This window comes from Streptomyces sp. AM25, assembly GCF_058146165.1.
Genome location: NZ_JBKIWN010000133.1, coordinates 138,414 through 157,372, shown reverse-complemented (window position 1 = coordinate 157,372; position 18,959 = coordinate 138,414). Strand labels below are relative to the sequence as shown.

At 70.8% G+C, this 18,959-nt stretch carries 19 protein-coding genes; 12 read left to right on the top strand and 7 right to left on the bottom strand.

What is annotated here, in order from left to right; genetic code table 11:
• Positions 1-73: 73 nt before the first annotated feature.
• Both ACLHRZ_RS38065 and ACLHRZ_RS38060 read right to left on the bottom strand, forming a co-directional pair.
• The gene (locus ACLHRZ_RS38065) at positions 74-3,733 is read right to left on the bottom strand and encodes an nSTAND1 domain-containing NTPase (protein WP_490423154.1); all 3,660 of its coding nucleotides are present in this window, start codon (positions 3,731-3,733) and stop codon (positions 74-76) included.
• Positions 3,734-3,921: 188 nt separating this feature from the next.
• Entirely contained in the window at positions 3,922-4,245 is a 324-nt protein-coding gene (locus tag ACLHRZ_RS38060) for a hypothetical protein (protein ID WP_490423153.1), read from the bottom strand.
• Between the two features lie 148 nt (positions 4,246-4,393).
• Between ACLHRZ_RS38060 and ACLHRZ_RS38055 the strand changes: the two genes are divergently transcribed.
• A complete protein-coding gene (locus tag ACLHRZ_RS38055) occupies positions 4,394-5,212 on the top strand; it encodes a helix-turn-helix domain-containing protein (RefSeq protein WP_490423152.1) in 819 nt (272 codons plus the stop codon).
• The gene (locus ACLHRZ_RS38050) at positions 5,188-5,523 is read left to right on the top strand and encodes a DUF397 domain-containing protein (RefSeq protein ID WP_490423151.1); all 336 of its coding nucleotides are present in this window, start codon (positions 5,188-5,190) and stop codon (positions 5,521-5,523) included. Before ACLHRZ_RS38055 ends, ACLHRZ_RS38050 begins: the two co-directional genes overlap by 25 nt.
• On the opposite strand, the gene ACLHRZ_RS38045 is transcribed toward ACLHRZ_RS38050, so the two are convergent.
• Positions 5,464-6,336, bottom strand: coding sequence for a DMT family protein (locus ACLHRZ_RS38045; RefSeq protein WP_490423366.1), 873 nt, complete (start codon positions 6,334-6,336; stop codon positions 5,464-5,466). The genes ACLHRZ_RS38050 and ACLHRZ_RS38045 overlap by 60 nt on opposite strands.
• A gap of 86 nt (positions 6,337-6,422) precedes the next feature.
• On the opposite strand from ACLHRZ_RS38045, the gene ACLHRZ_RS38040 reads away from it, so the two are divergent.
• Positions 6,423-6,749: a hypothetical protein gene (locus tag ACLHRZ_RS38040; protein ID WP_490423150.1), complete on the top strand. Its 327-nt coding sequence runs from the start codon at positions 6,423-6,425 to the stop codon at positions 6,747-6,749.
• A 7-nt stretch (positions 6,750-6,756) separates the two neighbouring features.
• Positions 6,757-7,989, top strand: coding sequence for a glutathionylspermidine synthase family protein (locus ACLHRZ_RS38035; protein ID WP_490423149.1), 1,233 nt, complete (start codon positions 6,757-6,759; stop codon positions 7,987-7,989).
• A gap of 69 nt (positions 7,990-8,058) precedes the next feature.
• Here the strand turns inward: ACLHRZ_RS38035 and ACLHRZ_RS38030 are convergent, their stop codons facing one another.
• Both ACLHRZ_RS38030 and rocD read right to left on the bottom strand, forming a co-directional pair.
• Entirely contained in the window at positions 8,059-8,478 is a 420-nt protein-coding gene (locus ACLHRZ_RS38030) for a hypothetical protein (RefSeq protein ID WP_490423148.1), read from the bottom strand.
• Positions 8,479-8,549: 71 nt separating this feature from the next.
• The gene (gene rocD / locus ACLHRZ_RS38025) at positions 8,550-9,755 is read right to left on the bottom strand and encodes an ornithine--oxo-acid transaminase (protein WP_490423147.1); all 1,206 of its coding nucleotides are present in this window, start codon (positions 9,753-9,755) and stop codon (positions 8,550-8,552) included.
• A gap of 102 nt (positions 9,756-9,857) precedes the next feature.
• On the opposite strand from rocD, the gene trpS reads away from it, so the two are divergent.
• The 3 genes from trpS to ACLHRZ_RS38010 all read left to right on the top strand — a co-directional run bounded on the left by trpS (position 9,858) and on the right by ACLHRZ_RS38010 (position 12,420).
• On the top strand, positions 9,858-10,871 hold the full coding sequence (trpS, locus tag ACLHRZ_RS38020; RefSeq protein WP_490423146.1) for a tryptophan--tRNA ligase: 1,014 nt from the start codon (positions 9,858-9,860) through the stop codon (positions 10,869-10,871).
• Between the two features lie 114 nt (positions 10,872-10,985).
• Positions 10,986-11,585 carry a 2'-5' RNA ligase family protein gene (locus ACLHRZ_RS38015; RefSeq protein WP_490423145.1) on the top strand — a complete coding sequence of 200 codons (600 nt, stop codon included), beginning with the start codon at positions 10,986-10,988 and terminating at the stop codon, positions 11,583-11,585.
• A gap of 19 nt (positions 11,586-11,604) precedes the next feature.
• Positions 11,605-12,420, top strand: coding sequence for a YihY/virulence factor BrkB family protein (locus ACLHRZ_RS38010; protein WP_490423144.1), 816 nt, complete (start codon positions 11,605-11,607; stop codon positions 12,418-12,420).
• A gap of 146 nt (positions 12,421-12,566) precedes the next feature.
• Here the strand turns inward: ACLHRZ_RS38010 and ACLHRZ_RS38005 are convergent, their stop codons facing one another.
• A complete protein-coding gene (locus ACLHRZ_RS38005) occupies positions 12,567-13,919 on the bottom strand; it encodes a D-alanyl-D-alanine carboxypeptidase family protein (protein ID WP_490423365.1) in 1,353 nt (450 codons plus the stop codon).
• A gap of 121 nt (positions 13,920-14,040) precedes the next feature.
• Between ACLHRZ_RS38005 and ACLHRZ_RS38000 the strand changes: the two genes are divergently transcribed.
• From ACLHRZ_RS38000 to ACLHRZ_RS37980, 5 genes are all read left to right on the top strand, one after another.
• The gene (locus ACLHRZ_RS38000) at positions 14,041-14,283 is read left to right on the top strand and encodes an SCO4848 family membrane protein (RefSeq protein WP_490423364.1); all 243 of its coding nucleotides are present in this window, start codon (positions 14,041-14,043) and stop codon (positions 14,281-14,283) included.
• A 130-nt stretch (positions 14,284-14,413) separates the two neighbouring features.
• A complete protein-coding gene (locus tag ACLHRZ_RS37995) occupies positions 14,414-15,964 on the top strand; it encodes an ABC transporter substrate-binding protein (protein WP_490423143.1) in 1,551 nt (516 codons plus the stop codon).
• A gap of 163 nt (positions 15,965-16,127) precedes the next feature.
• Positions 16,128-17,147 carry an alpha/beta hydrolase gene (locus ACLHRZ_RS37990; protein WP_490423142.1) on the top strand — a complete coding sequence of 340 codons (1,020 nt, stop codon included), beginning with the start codon at positions 16,128-16,130 and terminating at the stop codon, positions 17,145-17,147.
• 128 nt (positions 17,148-17,275) lie between these two features.
• Positions 17,276-17,683, top strand: coding sequence for a hypothetical protein (locus ACLHRZ_RS37985; RefSeq protein ID WP_490423141.1), 408 nt, complete (start codon positions 17,276-17,278; stop codon positions 17,681-17,683).
• A gap of 40 nt (positions 17,684-17,723) precedes the next feature.
• Complete coding sequence (locus ACLHRZ_RS37980; RefSeq protein WP_490423140.1) at positions 17,724-17,966, top strand: DUF6087 family protein; 243 nt, start codon at positions 17,724-17,726, stop codon at positions 17,964-17,966.
• On the opposite strand, the gene ACLHRZ_RS37975 is transcribed toward ACLHRZ_RS37980, so the two are convergent.
• Entirely contained in the window at positions 17,934-18,704 is a 771-nt protein-coding gene (locus tag ACLHRZ_RS37975; protein ID WP_490423139.1) for an alpha/beta fold hydrolase, read from the bottom strand. The genes ACLHRZ_RS37980 and ACLHRZ_RS37975 overlap by 33 nt on opposite strands.
• Positions 18,705-18,959 lie beyond the last annotated feature (255 nt).

The window sequence follows — 18,959 nt, the reverse complement described above, 5'->3', positions numbered from 1 at the left end:
GGCCCATGCTGGACCGACGCACGTGTGATGGCTGGCGGGAAACGGACGCCACGGTGCGTGCCCACGCAGAAGTTCAGGGAAGGGGGCACACCGGCCCCGTGGCCTGCCCCCGTAGATACGAGGCCCGCTCCGCCTCCGTGAAGTCCCGGTGGAGGGCTGCGCAGATGCGTCGGGCGGCTTCTGTGGTGTCGGGGAGGTAGACGTCCCAGATCCGGGTGGTGCCGTCGCTGCTGCCGCTGGCGAGGGTTTCGCCGTCGGGGCCGAAGGCGACGGAGGCGACGGGGTCGGTGTGGCCGGTCAGGGTGGTGCGGGTTTTGCCGGTGGCCACGTCCCACAGGTGGACGGTCTTGTCGTAGCTGCCGCTGGCCAGGGACTTGCCGTCGGGGCTGAAGGCCACGGAGGTCACGGTGTTGGTGTGGCCGGTGAGGACGTTGCGTGTTTTGCCCGTGGCCACGTCCCAGAGGCGGACGGTGTCGTCACCGGTGCCCATGGCGGAGGAATTACCGTTGTCGCTGCTGCCGGTTGCGAGGGTCTTGCCGTCCGGGCTGAAGGCGGCCGAGGTCACCAGCGTGGTGTGGCCTTCCAGGACCTTGCGCATTCTGCCCGTCGCCACGTCCCAGAGTCGTACGGTGCCGATGCCGCTGCTGCTGGCAAGGGTCTTCAGATCGGGGCTGAACGCCATCACGGACACCGGATCGGACTGGCCGGCAAAGGTGCTGAGGGCTGTGCCGGTCGGCACGTCCCACAGGCGTATGGTGCCGTCGTCGCTGCCGGTGGCGAGGGTCTTGCCGTCGGGGCCGAAGGCGACCGACATCACGGGGCCGGTGTGGCCGGTGAGGGTGGTGCGGGTCCTGCCCGTGGCCACATCCCATACGCGTACGGTCTTGTCGACGCTCCCGGATGCCAGGGTCCTGCCGTCGGGGCTGAACGCCACCGACGTCACGCCGTTGGTGTGGCCGGTGAGGGCGGTGCGCGTGGTGCCGGTGGCGACGTCCCACAGACGTATGGTGCCGTCATAGCCGCCGGTGGCAAGGGACTTGCCGTTCCCCGGGCTGAAGGCGGCTGCTCCCACGGTGCTGGCGTGGCCGGTGAGCGTGGTGCGGGTCGTGCCCGCGACCACGTCCCACAGGCGCACCGTGCCGTCGGTGCTGCCGCTGGCCAGGGTCTTGCCGTCCGGGCTGAACGCCACCGACGTCGCCGGGGCCACATGGCCGGTGAGCATGGCGCGGGTTTTGCCGGTGGCCACGTCCCACAGGCGAACGGTCTTGTCACTGCTGCTGGTTGCGAGGGTTTTGCCGTCGGGGCTGAAGGCGGCTGCTCCCACGGTGTTGGTGTGGCCGGTGAGGGTGGTGCGGGTGGTGCCGGTGGCGACGTCCCACAGGCGGACGGTGCTGTCGTAGCTGCTGGTGGCGAGGGTCTTGCCGTCGGGACTGAACGCCACCGAAGCCACAGTGCCGGTGTGGCCGGTGAGGATGTTGCGGGTGGTGCCGGTGGCGATGTCCCACAGGTGAACGGTGTCGTCGTAGCTGCCGGTGGCGAGGGTCCTGCCGTCGGGGCTGAAGGCGACCGACACCACGGGGCCGGTGTGACCGGAGAAGGCACTGCGGTGCGTGCCTGTGGTGACGTCGCTGAGCCGTACGGCCCCGTCGTAGCTGCCGGTGGCTACGGTCCTGCCGTCCGGGCTGAACGCCATCGAATCCACTGAAGAGATGTGGCCGGTGGGGATGTCGCGGGTGGCGCCCGTCGCCACGTTCGAGAGCCGCACGGTGCCGTCGAAGCGGGTGGTGGCGAGTGTTCTGCCGTCGGGACTGAATGTCACGGTGGCGTACGAATCGGAGCGGCCGTCGGCGAGGGTCTTCCGGAGTTTGCCCGTGGCGGCGTCCCACAGTTGGACACTCCCGTCCTGACCGTTGGTGGCAAGGGTCCTGCCGTCAGGGCTGAACGTCACCGCGGCCACCAGATAGGCATGGCCGAAGAGGCGATTGCGCAACGGCAGTGCCGCGGCTCGGTAGAGGCTGCTGACGGCCTCGCCGGTCGGGCTGGTCCGGTGGGCCTGAACGGCCAGCAGCGAGGCCAGGTCTGGGTCGGAGTCGATCAAGGCCGCTGACTGGGCGGCCAGTTGCCGGGACAGTGCCTCACGTTGCGCGCTGACGGCAGTCTCCCGCTGCCAGTACGCCACGCCCGTGGCGATCAGGGCGAGGGCCAGCAGCATCGCGAGGCCGGCGAGCAACTGGCGCAGCCGCCGGGCCTGGTGGCGGTCCCGTCGGCGTTCGGCGTTCTCCTGGTCGGTGCCGGCGTCGAGGAATGCCTGTGCAACGGGCCCCAGTCCGGCCCGGTACACAGGGTCGGCGGCCCATTCGCAGGCGACGGCCAGACGCGTGCCCCGGTAGAGCAGGCCCGCGTCCCGGCCTTCGTGCTCCCACGCCTCGGCCGCCTCCAGGAGCGACTGCCGGATGCGCAGCCCCGCGCGGTCCTCGTCGATCCACGTGCGCAGCCGAGGCCAGGCGTGGAGGAGGGCCTCGTGCGCCGGCTCCACGTGGTCGGCGTCCAGCGTCAGCAGGCGGGCCCGGGCGAACTCGTCGAGGACGGCCGTCGCCGCGTCCGGCGCCGGGTCCCGTTCCAGCAGGCGGCCGCGTTCCATGCGGCGCCCGGTCACGCCGGCGTCGTCGAGGTGGACCAGGTGCAGCAGCAACCGCCGCGCCACGGGCTGCTGTTCCGGCGGCAGCGCGGAGTAGGCGTGCTCCGCCGTGGTGGCCACCGCCCCGGAGATGCCTCCCGTCAGCTGGTAGCCGGCCACGGTCAGCGTGGTGTCCGTCCGCTGCTGCCACGTGGCCAGGAGGGCGTGGGAGAGGAGGGGCAGCACCCCGGCCCGCGGGGTGGCCGTGCCGCCCGCGTCCCGGAGCATGAGTTCCACGAGCCCCGGTTCCACCGACAGCCCCGCCCGCTCCGCCGGGCCCGTGATGGCCTCGCGCAACTGCGCCGTGTCCATGGGCCCCAGGGGGACGTGACCGTTCCGCAGAGCGGCCACCAGCTCCGGGTGGGCCAGGCAGTGCCCGTAGAAGTCCGCACGGATGCCCAGCACGGCCAGGCACGCCGGGCCGTCGGGCGACGGCCCGGACGTCAGCGCGTGCAACAGCTCGATGAACGTGCGCCGTTCGGATTCGTCCTGGCACAGCGTGAACAGTTCCTCGAACTGGTCCACCACCAGGGCGAGGTGAGGGGAATCGGCCCGGTCCAGCAGGGCCCGGAGCGCCGCGGCGGGGTGCTCGCCCGGCGTCAGCAGCAACGGCCGCCAGTGCCCTGCCGCACCGGGCGCCGGGAGCACCCCGCGCGTCAGGGCGGGCATCAACCCGGCGCGTAACAAGGACGACTTCCCGGTGCCGGACGGAGCGACGACCATCAGCGGTCCCGACCCGTCCAGCCGCCTGGTCAGTTGGGCGACGAGGGACGCAGTGGCCTGCTCCCGTCCGAAGAACCAGCGAGCGTCCTGCGGCCCGAACGCCGACAGTCCCCGGTACGGACACCCTCCACCGGCCCGGACGATTTTCTCCAGCGTCCCGCCGGTGTCGAGCACCTGGTCGCAGGCGCGCGCCAGTTCCAGCGTCATCGGCTTGTCGCCGTTCTCGACCTTGCTCAGATAGCCCTTGCTGTAGAAGGCGAGGGCGGACAACCTTGCCAGCGACATCCCGCGCTCGCGTCGCAGTCTCCGTAAGAGTTCGCCACCGTCGTCCACAGCGAAGATCGTCCCAGCGCCCGTCCGGGCCCCTCAAGGGCAACATTGAGCCGCGACAGCGTTTCCGCAGGTCGGTGCCGGTTTCCCGGTCGCCCGTCCGCCGAGGAAACCGGGAAACGTCTTGGTCCGCGGGGCGCCATGGGCTGGACTGCCGGTGGGCCCGTTACGGGGGTACGGGCCCGATGTCTTCAGGAGTGCGCCTGCCGCTGGTGCACGCCCATCGCCCGCAACGTCTCCGTTGCGGCCGTGCTGTCGGCCGTCCGTACCGCCTCCGCCCACGTGCGCTTGTACGTGCGGCACTCCGCGCATGGCGGGGGCGTGTACGCCTGCAGCGCCGCCGTCAGGAGGCGGGCCTCGGTGCCGCTCAGCGGGTCGTAGATGGCGAGGTACACCTGTCCGTTCACGGGCGGCTGCGGTACGACCTCGACGGTGCAGCCGTGCGCACGAAACGCGTCGTGCAGGTCGCGGGCCGCCTGGGCGGCGGCCTGGCGGACGTGTGGGGGAGTGGGCATGGGGTACCTCGGTGGTGGGGTGTGTTCTCCGTTCCGGCTTCAGTGTCGGTGCGTGGGGCTACCCTCACCAGGGGTAACGGCTTTCGCCGCCTCGACCCGGAAATTGGGGGCATGAACGGTGCCTGCACCCAAGGAACTTGACCCGTCGGTGTCCCTGGAAGCTCTGTACGGAGCCAAGTTGCGCAAGCTGCGCATCCGGGCCGGCTGGACGCAGAAGGAGCTGGGCGATCAGGTTCCCATCGCCCACAGCCGGATCGCCCAGTACGAGCTGGGGAAGGAAGTGCCGACCAAGACCGTCTCGGACCGGCTGGACAAGCTGCTCGGCGCGGACGGTGACTTGCGGGACCTCTGGGAGCACATCAAGCGGTTTCCGTTTCCGGACTCGATGCGCAAACACCTGGAGTGCGAGGGCAAGGCGAGGGCCATCCACAAGTATCTGGCTCACTGCGTGCCGGGGCTGTTGCAGACCGAGGCTTACGCCCGTGAGGTAATGCAGGTGGCGCAGCCGTGGTGCGCGGTGGATGAGATCGAGGAGAAAGTGGCCGCGCGGATCGCCCGGAAGAGCATTCTCGCGAAGGAGGACCCGCCACTGCTGTGGTCGGTTCTGGATGAGGCGGTGATCAGGCGGTCGATCGGCGGTCCGGCAGTCATGCGGGAGCAGTTGGCCTACGTACTTGAGGCGTCTGCTACGCCGAACGTCGAAGTGCAGGTGCTTCCGTTCGCGGCCGGGGCGCACTCAGTCCTGGGCGGGTCGTTGACCCTCTTCTCTTTCGACAACGCTCCGACTGTGGCCTACCTCGAAGGCCACAGTTCGGGCGAGTTGGTAAGGGACCGGAAGACAGTGCGGCGGTACGCCCATCGTTACGATCTCGTCCACGCTGCAGCGCTCTCGCCGACTGCGTCAGTCAGGTGGATTGAAAAGGCAATTGAGGAGTTCAGCACATGCAGATCAAGCGAGCCGACCTGAGCAATGCCAGATGGCGCAAGTCCACGTACAGCCACGGGCAAGATGACTGCCTGGAGATAGCCGACAACATACCCGTCCGCGACTGGCGCAAGTCGGCGTACAGCGACACCGGTGCTGAGTGCGTCGAAGTCGCCGACAACATGCCCGGCTGGCATAAGTCCACGTACAGCACTGGCCAAGAGGAATGCCTCGAAGTGACCGACACCCCGCCCGGCGAAGCCGCCATCGCCGTCCGCGACAGCAAACGCCCCTCAGGCCCCGCCCTGTTCCTCCCGCACGAGGCCTGGGCCAACTTCATCCGCACTCTCTGACGGCGCCTCGCCGAACCGCGCCAGCGCCAACGCCCCCAGCACCGCGAGCACAAACCCCGCCACGGCCAAGGGCGCGAGCCCTTCCCGTGTGCGGTCGCCGAGCCAGATAACGCCCACGAGCGACGGGCCGAGCGTCTCACCGATGACCATGCCGGCCGTGGCGGCCGTAACCGAGCCCCGCTGCAAGGCAGAAGTCAGCAGCAGAAAGGCCGACCCTCCGCCCACCAGCACCGCGTACGCGGCCGGGTTGGTGAGGACGGCACCGGGCGACACGTCGTCGACGAGCCGCACCGCCACCTCCACCACCCCGAAGCCGATGCCCGCGCCCAGGCCGAGGACGGCGGGCCGGGCCCGCCCGGGGAGGCGGCCGCCCGCGGCGCCGATGGCCAGGACCGCGAAGCCCACGCACAGGGTGCCCACTTTGAGGGCCGTCGAGCCCGTCTCGTGCCCTTCGGCGCCGGAGGCGAGGCCCAACAGCCCCAGCCCGCCGCACACGGTGAGCACGGCCGTCCACTCGATCCCGCTCAGGCGGGTCCGCAGCACCCGTGAAGCGGTCACGGCGGTGACCGCCAGGCTGGCGGCCAGCGCAGCGCCCACCGCGTAGATCGGGATCAGCCGCAGGGCGGCGACTTCGAGCACGAAGCCGAGCGCGTCGAGCGCGAGCCCGGCCACGTAACGCCACTGCCGCACCACCCGCATCAGCAGGACGGCGTCCACGCCGGACCCGCTGCCGGGGGCCGTGGCGCGGGCCGCAACGGCCTGGAGGACGGAGGCGGTGCCGAAGCAGACGGCAGTGCCGAGCGCGCAGAGCATTCCGAGGATCACGGCACCGACTCTAGGGGTGTCGGAGGCCAGGACTAGGGTGGGCCGCACTCTTCAGTACACGGGGGCGAACAAAGATGGGACAGACGGGACAACCACGCCGCTGGCGGTCGAGCACGGTCATACTCGGCGGAATGGGCCTGCTGGCCACGGCCCTGACCTCCTGCGGGTCGGAGCCGGACAAGCGGTGCGTCGATCCGAACAGCTATGACGTGGCCAAGGGCTACAAGGTCCTGGACGGCAAGGCCTGCAAGGACAACAAGACCGGCGGAGGCACAGGAGGCGCCCGCTGGTACTACGGGGCGGACCGCGCCAACGGCTATGCGGACCGCGGCACGTTCACGAAGAGCCAGGCCGTCAACCGCGGCGGTTTCGGCTGCTCCGGCACCGGCGCGGGAGGCTGAGCCCGCGATGCAGCGGCACCGCATCACGCCGCGCCCGGACTGGCAGGCGACGGTCGAGGAGCAGGGGCTGATCTATCCCCTGTGCCGCCACCCGGACGGTTCGCTGCGCCCGTACTGGGACGAGAGCGCGTACTACTCCTTCACGCTGCCGGAGGTCGAGGCGCTGGAGGCGGTGGTGGGCGAGCTGCACGGGATGTGCCTGGAGGCAGCCGCCCACATCGTCGAGAAGGAGCGGTACGCGGAGCTCGGCATCACGGATCCGCGGCTGGCGGCGCTCGTCGCGGAGGCGTGGGAGCGGAGCGACGAACTCCCCTCCCTCTACGGGCGGTTCGACCTGCACTACGACGGGCGCACGGGTGCGCCCGCCAAGATGCTGGAGTACAACGCCGACACCCCGACCTCCCTGGTGGAGGCGGCGAGTGCGCAGTGGTTCTGGATGGAGGACCGGTTCGGGGACGTGCCGGGCACCGACCAGTGGAACTCGCTGCACGAGCGGCTGGTCGAGGCGTGGCGGCGGCAGGCGCCGCTGCTGCCGCCGGGCGCGCCCGTGCACTTCGCGCACTCGGCCGGGGACGAGCTGGGCGAGGACCTGATGACGGTCGCGTACCTGCGCGAGACGGCCGAGCAGGCCGGCATCGCGACGGAGGCGATCTCGATGGAGGACATCGGCTGGGACCCGCTGTCCGGCCGCTTCGTGGACACGTCGCTGCGGTTCATACGGGCCTGCTTCAAGCTCTACCCGTGGGAGTGGCTGGCGGCGGACGAGTTCGGTCCGCACGTGCTGGACACGCTCGACAACGGCGGCGGCACGGGCTCGACGCTGTGGATCGAGCCGGCGTGGAAGATGCTGCTGTCCAACAAGGCGCTGCTGGCGGTGCTCTGGGAGCTCTTCCCGGGACATCCGAACCTGCTGCCGGCCTATCTGGACGGCCCGCGGGAGCTGGCCCGTACGACGGGCTACGTGGCCAAGCCGCTGCTGGGGCGCGAGGGCGCGGGCGTCACGCTGCACGCGGCTGGGGGCACCCCCAGCGGTAGCCGGGGGAGCGTCCCGGACCCGGTGGTCCGGGACGAACCCTGCTGCTACCAGGAGCTGGCCCCGCTGCCGGACTTCGACGGCAACCGCGTGGTGCTGGGGGCGTGGACGGTGGAGGGGGAGCCCTCCGGGCTGGGCATCCGCGAGTCGGCGGGGCTGATCACGGACGGATACGCGCGGTTCGTCCCGCATGTGATCCTGGGTTAGTTGAGATCTGCAGGCCGTCGGTGGCCGATCGCGCAGTTCCCCGCGCCCCTTACGGGGCGCTGCAACGCCCTAGTGAGGACCGCCCAACAGCGCCCCGATGATGGGCAGTCCGCCCAGCAGCCCGGTGATCGGCGCCAGCGGCCCGCCGTCGGGCGCACGCTCCGGACCGCCCTCCTCCTCGCCCTCGCCCGGCGAGGGCATCGGCGCCTTCTTGGCCGCGGGCTTCGCCGCAGGCGCCTTGGCCTGCGGGGCGCTCGCCGCCTGGGGAGCAGGCGCGGCCTCCGGCTTCGCCGCAGGCGTCTCGGTGAGCTCCTTGTCGAGCTCTCTGATGTCGGAGGCCTTCGGCAGATCGGCCTGCGCGTTCAGCGCCACGGCCTCGGGGACGATGGGCCGCGCGGCCGGGGCGTCGGCCGCCGCCGCCTCCAGCGGGGCGACGGCGGCGACGGACAGGGCGGCGGCCAGGGGGGCCAGTGCGTAGCGGAAGCGCATGGGGAGTTCTCCTTCGGCGCGAATCGACAAGCTTCGCAAGGAGAACGAACCGGGACAGTCCGGGTCACCCGTCAGCCTCCCAGCACCGCCCGCAGTTGCTCCAGTCCCCAGTCCAGGTCCTCCTTGGAGATGACCAGTGGCGGGGCGATCCGGATCGTCGAGCCGTGGGTGTCCTTCACCAGGACCCGCCGTTCCATCAGCCGTTCCGAGACCTCCCGGCCCGTCCCGTGCGAGGGGGCGATGTCGACGCCCGCCCACAGGCCGCGGCCCCGGATCGCGGTCACCGCGCCGGAGGCGGCGAGGCGGGCGAGTTCGTGGTGCAGGTGGTCGCCCAGCTCCGTCGCCCGGTCCTGGTACTCGCCGGAGCGGAGGATGGCGATGACCTCCAGGGCCACCGCGCACGCCAGCGGATTCCCCCCGAAGGTGGAACCGTGTTCGCCGGGCCGGTGGACGCCCAGGACCTCCTGCGAGGAGACCACGGCCGAGACCGGCACCACGCCGCCGCCGAGCGCCTTGCCCAGGACGTACATGTCGGGCACCACGCCCTCGTGTTCGCACGCGAACGTCTTCCCCGTGCGGCCCAGGCCGGACTGGATCTCGTCCGCGATGAAGAGGACGTTCCGTTCGCCGGTCAGCCTCCGCACGCCTGCCAGGTAGCCCGGCGGCGGCACCAGTACGCCCGCCTCGCCCTGGATCGGTTCCAGCAGCACGGCCACCGTGTGCTCGTCGACCGCGGCCTCCAGCGCCGCCAGGTCGCCGTAGGGGACGATCTCGAAGCCGGGGGTGTAGGGGCCGTAGTCGGCCCGCGCCTCCGGGTCCGTCGAGAAGGAGATGATCGTGGTCGTGCGCCCGTGGAAGTTGTTGTCCGCCACGACGATCTTCGCCCGGCCGTCCGGCACGCCCTTGACCCGGTAGCCCCATTTCCGCGCGGTCTTCACGGCCGTCTCGACCGCCTCCGCACCGGTGTTCATGGGGAGCACCATCTCCATGCCGCACAACGCGGCCAGCTGGGCGCAGAAGTCGGCGAACCGGTCGTGGTGGAAGGCCCGCGAGGTGAGCGTCACGCGGTCGAGCTGGGCCTTGGCCGCGTCGATCAGACGGCGGTTGCCGTGGCCGAAGTTGAGGGCGGAATAGCCGGCCAGCATGTCGAGATAGCGACGGCCCTCGATGTCGGTCATCCATGCGCCCTGCGCGGTCGCCACCACGACCGGCAGCGGATGGTAGTTGTGCGCGCTGTGCTCCTCGGCGGCGGCGATGCTGCGTTCTGTGGACGTCAACACGTGCTCCGTTCGGGTCGGTGCAGGCTGCTGCCGCCTTTTCTACACCCCTGTCGGCCACCGTCGGCCCGAGTCCGTCGCCGCACCTGAGAGAATGTGTGCATGGCCCTTGATCGTCCGCGCGCACTGTCCGGTATCCAGCCCACTGCAGGCTCGTTCCACCTCGGGAACTACCTCGGTGCCGTCCGCCAGTACGTGGCCCTGCAGGAGACCCACGACGCCTTCTACATGGTCGTCGACCTGCACGCGATCACGGTGCCGCAGAACCCGAAGGAGCTGCGCGCCAACACCCGCGTCGCCGCGGCCCAGCTGCTGGCCGCCGGGCTCGACCCGGAGCGCTGCACCCTCTTCGTCCAGAGCCACGTCCCCGAGCACGCGCAGCTCGCCTGGGTCATGAACTGCCTCACCGGCTTCGGCGAGGCCTCCCGCATGACCCAGTTCAAGGACAAGTCGGCCAAGCAGGGCGCCGACCGCACCACCGTCGGCCTGTTCACATACCCGATCCTGCAGGTCGCCGACATCCTGCTCTACCAGGCCGACGCCGTGCCGGTCGGCGAGGACCAGCGCCAGCACGTCGAGCTGACCCGCGACATCGCCGAGCGCTTCAACGGCACCTACGGCCAGACCTTCACCGTCCCGTCGGCGCACATCGTCCGCGAGACCGCGAAGATCTACGACCTGCAGGACCCGACGGCCAAGATGAGCAAGTCGGCCTCCACCGCCAAGGGCCTGATCAACCTGCTCGACGAGCCCAAGGTCTCGGCGAAGAAGATCAAGAGCGCGGTCACCGACACGGACACCGTGATCCGCTTCGACCCCGAGCACAAGCCGGGCGTCAGTAACCTGCTCACCGTCTACTCCACGCTCACGGGCACCGGAATCCCGGAACTGGAGGAGAAGTACCAGGGCAAGGGTTACGGTGCGCTCAAGACCGACCTCGCCGAGGTGATGGTGGAGTGGGTGACCCCGTTCCGCGCCCGTACTCAGGAGTACCTGGACGACCCGGAGACCCTGGACGCGATCCTGGCCAAGGGCGCGGAGAAGGCCCGCGCCGTCGCGTCCGAGACGCTCGCCCAGGCCTACGACAAGGTGGGCTTCCTGCCCGCCAAGCACTGAGGTCCATGGTCCCCCGGCCCCCGGGACCAGGGGATCTGGCAGTGGACCCGGCACAGCCGCCACACTGACCACGGGCACACACAGGTGCACAGGAGCAGCAGGAGGGAGAACGCAATGGGAACCGTGACGCTCGGCGTTTCGATCGCGGTCCCGGAGCCGTACGGCAGCTTTCTCCAGAAGCGCCGGGAAGGCTTCGGGGACCCGCACGCCCATGGCATTCCCACGCACGTGACCCTGCTGCCGCCGACCGAGGTCGACGCGTCGTCGCTGCCCGCGATCGAGGAGCACCTGGCCGGGGTGGCCGCCCAGGGCCGCCCCTTCCCCATGCGGCTGTCCGGGACGGGCACGTTCCGCCCGCTGTCGCCCGTCGTCTTCGTCAACGTGGTCGAGGGCTCGTCGGCGTGCGCCTGGCTGCAGAAGCGGATCCGCGACGGGGCGGGCCCCGTCGCGCGCGAGCTGCAGTTCCCGTACCACCCGCACGTGACCGTGGCGCACGGCATCGCCGAGGAGGCGATGGACCGGGCGTACGCGGAGCTCGCGGACTACGAGGCGGAGTGGACGACGGCCGGCTTCGCGCTGTACGAGCAGGGGGAGGACGGTGTGTGGCGCCTTGAGCGCGACTTTCCGTTTCGTGGCACCGCACCGTCCGTGACGCCCGCCGTGCCGCGGCAAGGGGGTTCACTGCTGCCGGGGGCCGCGCCGCAGATCCCCTGAAGCGGGTAGAAGAGCCGGCATGAACCGGCTCACCCAGCATCCCGCCTACCGGCGGCTGACCCGCACCCACGCCTGGCACGTCTACGAGGCCCTCACCCGGGTCAAATGGAACCGGCTCGCCGCCACCATCACCTTCACCAGCTTCCTGGCCCTCTTCCCGCTCGTCACCGTCGGCGCGGCCGTCACCGCCGCCCTGCTCAGCGACAAGCAGAGCAAGGAGCTCCAGCACCGGCTCACCGCCGAAGTGCCCGGGCTCGACCTCGGGACGCTCACCGACAACGCCGGCACCGTCGGGCTGATCGCCGGAGCCCTGCTCCTGTTCACCGGCGTCAACTGGGTCGGCCAGCTGCGCGAGTGCCTGCGGGCCGTGTGGGAGCTGGAGGAGAACCCCGGGAACGTCGTCCTGCTCAAGCTCAAGGACGCGGCCGTGCTGCTCGGCCTGGGGGCCGTCGCCCTGGTGTCCTTCGGCTGCTCCGCCTTCGCGACCGCCGCCGTCGGCTGGGTCGTGCAGCACACGGGCGTGGGCGGCGGCGCCCTGCTCACCGCCGCCGGGTTCTGCGCGGCGGTGCTGGCCGACTTCCTGATGATGCTCTACGTGCTCTCACGGCTGCCCGGCGTGCACCCGGAGCGCCGCAGCCTCGCCATGGCCGCGCTCATCGGGGCCGTCGGCTTCGAGGTGCTCAAGATCGTGCTGAGCAGCTATCTGCGCGGCGTCGCCGCCAAGAGCATGTACGGCGCCTTCGGGACCCCGGTCGCGCTGCTGCTGTGGATCAGCTTCACAGCGCGGCTGGTACTGGCCTGCGCCGCGTGGACGGCCACGAGGCGCGCCCCGTAGGGGGCGCCCCGTCAGGGGCGCGGGGAACTGCGCGACCGGCCACGACGCACCCGCAGATGACCTGCCGTGCCAGGCGGTGCGCCGACTGCGGGCCGGTGGTGGCTGATCGCGCAGTTCCCCGCGCCCCTGACGGGGCGAGGCTCCCGTCAGCTCCTGGGTCGACGCCGGACCAGGTCCGGCAAGGGGTGCCGGCGGTGCACCACGAAGCCCGCGACGCCCAGCACGGCCAGCGCGCCGCCCGTGAGGCCGAGGGCCGTCCAGATGCCGTCCTTGGACGAGCCGGCGACGGACGCCTGCGCGTTGTCGCCCTGGCCGTTCTTGCCGCCCGGCTTGTCCGCCCCGCCCTTGGGCGCCACGAGCGTGCCGACCGGCGTGACGTGGCCGGCGGCCTCGAAGCCCCAGTCGAGGAGGCGCTGGGTCTCCTTGTAGACCTCGTTGGCCTCCTTGATGTCCGGGTTCATGACCGTGACGAGCAGCTTCTTGCCGTCGTGCTGGGCGACGCCGGTGAAGGTGTTGCCGGCGTTGGTGGTCGACCCGTTCTTGACGCCCGCCATGCCCTTGTAGGGCTGCAGGCCGGCGGCGCCGGTGAGGAGGCGGTTGGTGTTCTGGATGCCGAAGGTCTCCCGCTTCTTGCCCGGCTTCTCCTCGCCGGGGAACTGCGCGGAGACCGTCGAGCAGTACTCGCGGAAGTCGGCGTTCTGCAGCCCGGAGCGGGCGAAGAGGGTGAGGTCGTAGGCGCTGGAGACCTGGCCCTCGGCGTCGTAGCCGTCGGGCGTGACGACGTGGGTGTCGAGCGCCTGGAGCTCCTCGGCGTGCGCCTGCATGTCCTGGACGGTCTTGGCGGTGCCGCCGTTCATCGCGGAGAGCGCGTGCACGGCGTCGTTGCCGGAGCGGAGGAAGACGCCGAGCCACAGGTCGTGGACGGTGTACGTCGAGTCCTCCTTGATGCCGACCTGGCTGCTGCCCTCGCCCATGCCCGCCAGGTCGGCGGGGAGCACCTTGTGCTTCTGGGTCTTGGGGAACTTCGGCAGCACGGTGTCGGCGAACAGCATCTTGAGCGTGGAGGCCGGCGGCAGCTTCCAGTGCGGGTTGTGCGCGGCCAGGATCTCGCCGGACTCGGCGTCCGCGACGAGCCAGGAGTCGCCGCTGATCTCCTTGGGCAACTGGGGCGCACCCGGCCCGAGCTGGACCTGTGTGCCGGGCTTGCCCAGCAGTTCGCCGCCCACCGTGGACATCTGGGCGGGCGGCTCCTTGGCCGGCTTGCCCGGCGGCTTGGCCTTGCCGTCGGGTGCCGTCGCGCCGTGGGACGCGCCGGGGGAGGCGCTCGCGCCCGGCGACGCCGGCCCGGGGGCGGCGAGGGCGGGCGCAGCCGTCGCCAGGGGGATCAGCAGCGAGGCGGAGGCGGCCAGCAGGGCCGCGCCCCCGCGGCGCAGTGCGGCGGACCGCGGGGGGAGTGATGTCGTCGTCGGCACGATCGTGAACGTACCGCCCCCTCCCATCGCCCGGTACGGCGCCTCACGGCGGTCCTCCGGCGAGGACCCGATAGGAGGAGCGGGGGACGCGAAACGCATACTCGGACGCATGGTGAATTCTTCCGGGGATGCCGCTCCCCGAACCCCTCTGACGCTCTCCCGCCCCGTGTCCTGGTTCCTGCTCGCCTTCGGGGCCTGGAGCTGGTGCATCTGGATCACTTTCGTCAAGAATCTGTGGAAGGACGCCAGCGGACTCGCGTTTGACCGTGCAGGTGACCCGACCGCGTACTTCTGGGTGCACCTGCTGCTTGCGATCACGTCGTTTCTTCTGGGGACGGCTGTCGGGGTCATCGGGTTGCGTGGGGTGCGCGCGTTGCGGCGTACGTCATAGCCGTCATAGCGGTAGGACACCGGACATAACGGACGCGCGGAATCCCGGCGATCACTTGGCCGATTCCCCGGACGCGTGTGCGCCTTCGTGTTTACGGTGATGCGCATCACTGGGCGGGAGGGGCGCGGCGATGCGTTGTGTGCTGAGGAACACGGTGGGGCCGGTGCTGTTGGCGTTGCTCGCCGGAGGGTGCGGCTTCGACTCGGGGAGCGAGGACCGCAGCCCGGTCACGGTCGGCACGACGGACCGCGTCACCTCGCTCGACCCGGCCGGCGCCTACGACGCGGGCTCCTGGGCGCTGTTCGGCAACGTCTACCAGTCCCTGCTGACCTTCGCCCCCGGCTCCAGCAGCCCCGTGCCGGACGCGGCCCGCAGCTGCGGATTCCGCGGCGACGGCCTGCGCACGTACACGTGCGAGCTGCGCCCGCACCTGAAGTTCGCCGACGGGGACGAATTGACGGCGAGGGACGTGAAGTTCTCCTTCGACCGCATCAAGCGGATCCACTCCGACCAGGGGCCGGGTTCCCTGCTGGACACGCTGCAGTCGGTGGACGCGGACGGGGACGGCACCAGGGTCGTCTTCCATCTCCGGGTGCCCGACGCCACGTTCCCGCTGAAGATCGCCACGGGTGCGGGCTCGATCGTCGACAGCACCCGCTACCCCGCGGACCGGCTCCGCAAGGACGGCGCGGTGGACGGCTCCGGCCCGTACGGCCTCGCCGCGTACCGGGCGGGGGCGGAGGCGGAGCTGCGGCCCAACTCCCGTTACACGGGAGCGGTCAAGGATCTCGGAGGCCCGGTCACGGTCCGGTACTTCGCCGACCCCGATGCGCTGGACGAGGCCTGGCAGGAACGTTCCGTCGAGGTGGTCGGGCGGCAGATGCCGCCGGCGGAGATCGCCCGCATCTCGCCGGCGGACTCGGGCGTCCGCGTCGTGGAGACCACGTCGCCGAGCATCCGCTCGCTCGTCTTCAACGTGCGGGACGGGGCGCCGCTGAAGGAGACCGCGATCCGGCAGGCGGTCGCGGCCGTGATCGACCGCGAGGCGATCGCGCGCGACGTCCACCGGCGGACGGTGGACCCGCTGTACTCCCTCGTCCCGCAAGGCATCACGGGCCACGCGACGTCGTTCTACGACGCCTATCCGAAACCGGACGCGGCGCGGGCACGGGAGCTGCTGCGCGAGGCCGGGGTGACGGTGCCGGTCCGCTTCGGCCTCGCGTATTCGCAGGGCGCGGCGACGGACCAGGAAGCCTCCATGATCAAACGGCAGTTGGAGGCCACGGGCCTGTTCCGGGTGACGCCGCAGCGGGTGGGGTGGCAGGAATTCCAGGAGGGCTATGCGCGGGGCGCGTACGACGCGTACTGCGTCAGCTGGGTGGCGGATTTCCCGGACCCGGACACGTTCACCACTCCGCTGGTCGGCGCGGACAATGCGCTGCACTCGGGCTATTCCAGTGCGCGGGTGGAGAAACTGATCGCGCAGGCGCGGCAGATCTACCAGCGGAACCGGGTGACGGAGGACTTCCGGCAGATCCAGAAGATCGTGGCGGAGGACGTGCCGATGGTGCCGTTGTGGCAGAAGAAGGAGTACGTGCTGACGACGCCGTCGATTTCGGGGGCGGAATATCTGTCGGACGGGACGGGCATCTGGCGGCTGTGGCGGCTGGGGCGGTTCTGAGCGGGCTCGGCGAAGTGCAGTGCGTGATCGCGCCCCAAAGGGGCGCGGGGAACTGCGCGAACAGCCACGACGAGCCCGCAGTTGACGCACTGCACTTCCCGCGGAGCGCTCCGGCCCGGGGCTTCTTAGAAGCCCTCTTACACAGCACACCCACCCTGGCCGCATGGCTACTGCACCCAAACGCCGGCTCGCCGTGGCGGCGATCATCGCTGTTGCCCTCGGCCTCATCGCCTGGCCCGTTCTCAGTTCCCTCGGCCTGTTCTCCGACAAGGGCGATTCCATGAGCTTCGGCCAGGGGGGCAACGCCGGTTCCGCCGGCGAATCCGGCACGCTCATGCCCACCGGACCGAAGGCCGACTTCAAGGTCGCCAGCACGGTCCAGGACGGCACCAAGATCGGTGTCGTCACCCTCGACGGCAAGAAGTCCGGCTTCAAGGGCAAGGTCTGGGTCTGGGCGCCCAAGCAGTACGACGACCCGAAGTACAAGAACAGCGGCTTCCCCGTGCTGATCGCCCTCCCGGGCGGCAACGGCTATCCGGTCAACTACTGGATGGGCACGGACCTCAAGCTGCAGCAGTCGATCAGCGAGTGGTCGAAGGAGGGCAAGAGCCTGCCCTTCATCGTCGCCATGCCCGTCCTGAACCCGGACGACAAGAACTACTACGACGGCAGCGACATCCCCGGTCAGCCGAAGATGGGCACGTGGCTCACGGAGGACGTCCCCGACCTCGTCAAGGCCAATTTCCGCACCCTGAAGCAGCGTGAGGGCTGGGCCTTCATGGGCTCCTCGTCGGGCGGGTTCGCCGGCCTGAAGGCGGTGCTGCAGAAGCCGGACCGGTTCAAGGCCGTGATCGCCTCCGGGCCGGACATCGTCCCCGACTCGCCGCTGTGGGCGGGGCACGAGAAGGAGAAGGCCGCCAACAACCCCCAGGTGCTGGCCAAGCAGCTGATCAAGGCCAAGGGGCCGGACGTCTATCTGTCCTTCCAGGTCGGCACGAAGGAGAAGACGGCGATGAAGAACGTGAAGGACTTCATCGCCTCGTACGGCAACAAGGGCCCGGTGCACACGATGCTCAGCGAGATACCCGACGGGGAGCACAACGCCAAGACCTACGTGCCCAACATGGGGACGGGCCCGATCGAATGGATCAGCAAGCAGATGCAGGGGCCCGTACCGGGGTGAGCCGAGACGTGCTGTAGGAGTCGTCAGCCCGCCAACCGCCCCGGCATCGCCGCCAGTTCCACCGGCCGCCCGTGCAACGCGCGCCGCGGCAGCGCCGTCTTATCCGGTGACCTAGGGAGGGGACATCCGTGAAGTGGCTTCGTGCAACAGCGGTGTTGGGCATCGCGTCCGCCGGACTGGTCGGGCTCGCGTCGACGCCCGCCGTAGCCAAGGGCGGTATCGACTTCAAGGTGACACCGCACCACACGGTGCGCGCCTGGCACCCCGTCAGGATCCGGGCCAGGGGGGACGACGACGCGGCGACGTACCTGAAGCTCTGCATCCAGGAACGGGTCGGCCGGAACGGCCCGTGGCGCACGGTGAAGTGCGGGAGGACCGTGACCGTTTCGGAGTTCCCGAAGGCGGATGCCAAGGTCGAGCCGAGGCACCGGGGGAGCGTCGCTTTCCGGGCCGTCCTCTACGGGGCCGACGTGCGCAACGACAGGCATCCGGTGGTGCTGCGGACCTCGCCGGTCAGGACGCTTCGGGTGCACTGAAAACCCCACCCGCTCCGGCCGCTTGCGGCACCCTGGAGGGATGGCCGAATACCGCCGCCCCGACGACCCCCTCGCCGCCTACGAACAGCGGCGCCGGGCACCGCGGGGGGAGTGGCGGCGGCACCGGCCGTGGCACGGGGGCGGGAGCCACGTGCGGCCCGGCGAGCCGCGTGTGCTGCTGGAGTGGGACGGGTTCGCCTACCAGGTGGCCGGGATCGCCCCCGATCTCCCGGCCGCGCGGACGTGGGCGTCAGAGGCCGTGCCGCCCCAGGAACTCCAGTAGCAGCTTCTGCCACTCCTCCTGGCGTTCGACCATCACGGCGTGCCCCGCCTCGATCTCCGCGTACTCGGCCCCCGGGATGCGGCCCGCCAGCAGGCGGGAGCTGGCGGGGGAGACCAGGTTGTCCCGGGTCGTGGCCACGACCAGCGTCGGCACCGCGATGCCCGGCAGGTCGGCCGTCGTGTCGGCCGTCGCCACCAGGCCCGCCTGGGCCGCCGTGCCGGCGGGGACGGACGACGCCAGGAGGTTGAGCAGCGCCGGGACCTGCTCCTGCGGCAGCGCGTTGAAGAAGTCCGTGCTGAAGGAGCTCAGCGCGCTGAAACGGGCGAAGGCCTTGCGGTCGTCCGCGGCCAGCAGCGTGCGCCACAGTTCCAGCGAGGCCAGCATGCGGTTGTCCGGCCTGGCCATGCCCGCGGTCAGGACGAGGCCGCGCACGCGCCCGGGGTGCCGCGCCGCCGCCCGTACCGAGACGAGCGTGCCGAGCGAGTAGCCGACCAGGGTGAAGGACTCCAGGCCCGCCTCCGTGGCCGCGGCCACCAGCGCGTCGGCCAGGCCGTCGAGGGTGAGCGGCGCGGCCGAGTCGGGGTAGTCCGGGGCCACGACCGTGTGCTGCTCGGCCAGCACCGGCATGAGCGCGCCGAAGTGCGCCGCGACGCTGCCTCCCGCGCCGTGCGCGAGCAGCAGGCCGGGGCCCGTCCCGCGGACGGTGGTGCGGAGCGGAGGCAGGGGTATGGGTGTCATAGGCACGAGACTGCCACGCGGCACGGTCCGGGGCGGCGTGAGCCGGCTCACCGTCAAAGGGCGTGGCGGCGTTGGCGCTGCGCGCCCAGCGTCCTGCCCGGGCTGATCGCGCAGTTCCCCGCGCCCCTTTTGGGGCACGGGGAACTGGGACTTCAGCGGTCCGCGCCCCGAAGGGGAGCGGGGCTTGCTACATCATGCGGCTCCGCCGCGTGGGCGCGATCAGCTACGACGAACCCGCAGTCGAACGGATCGAGC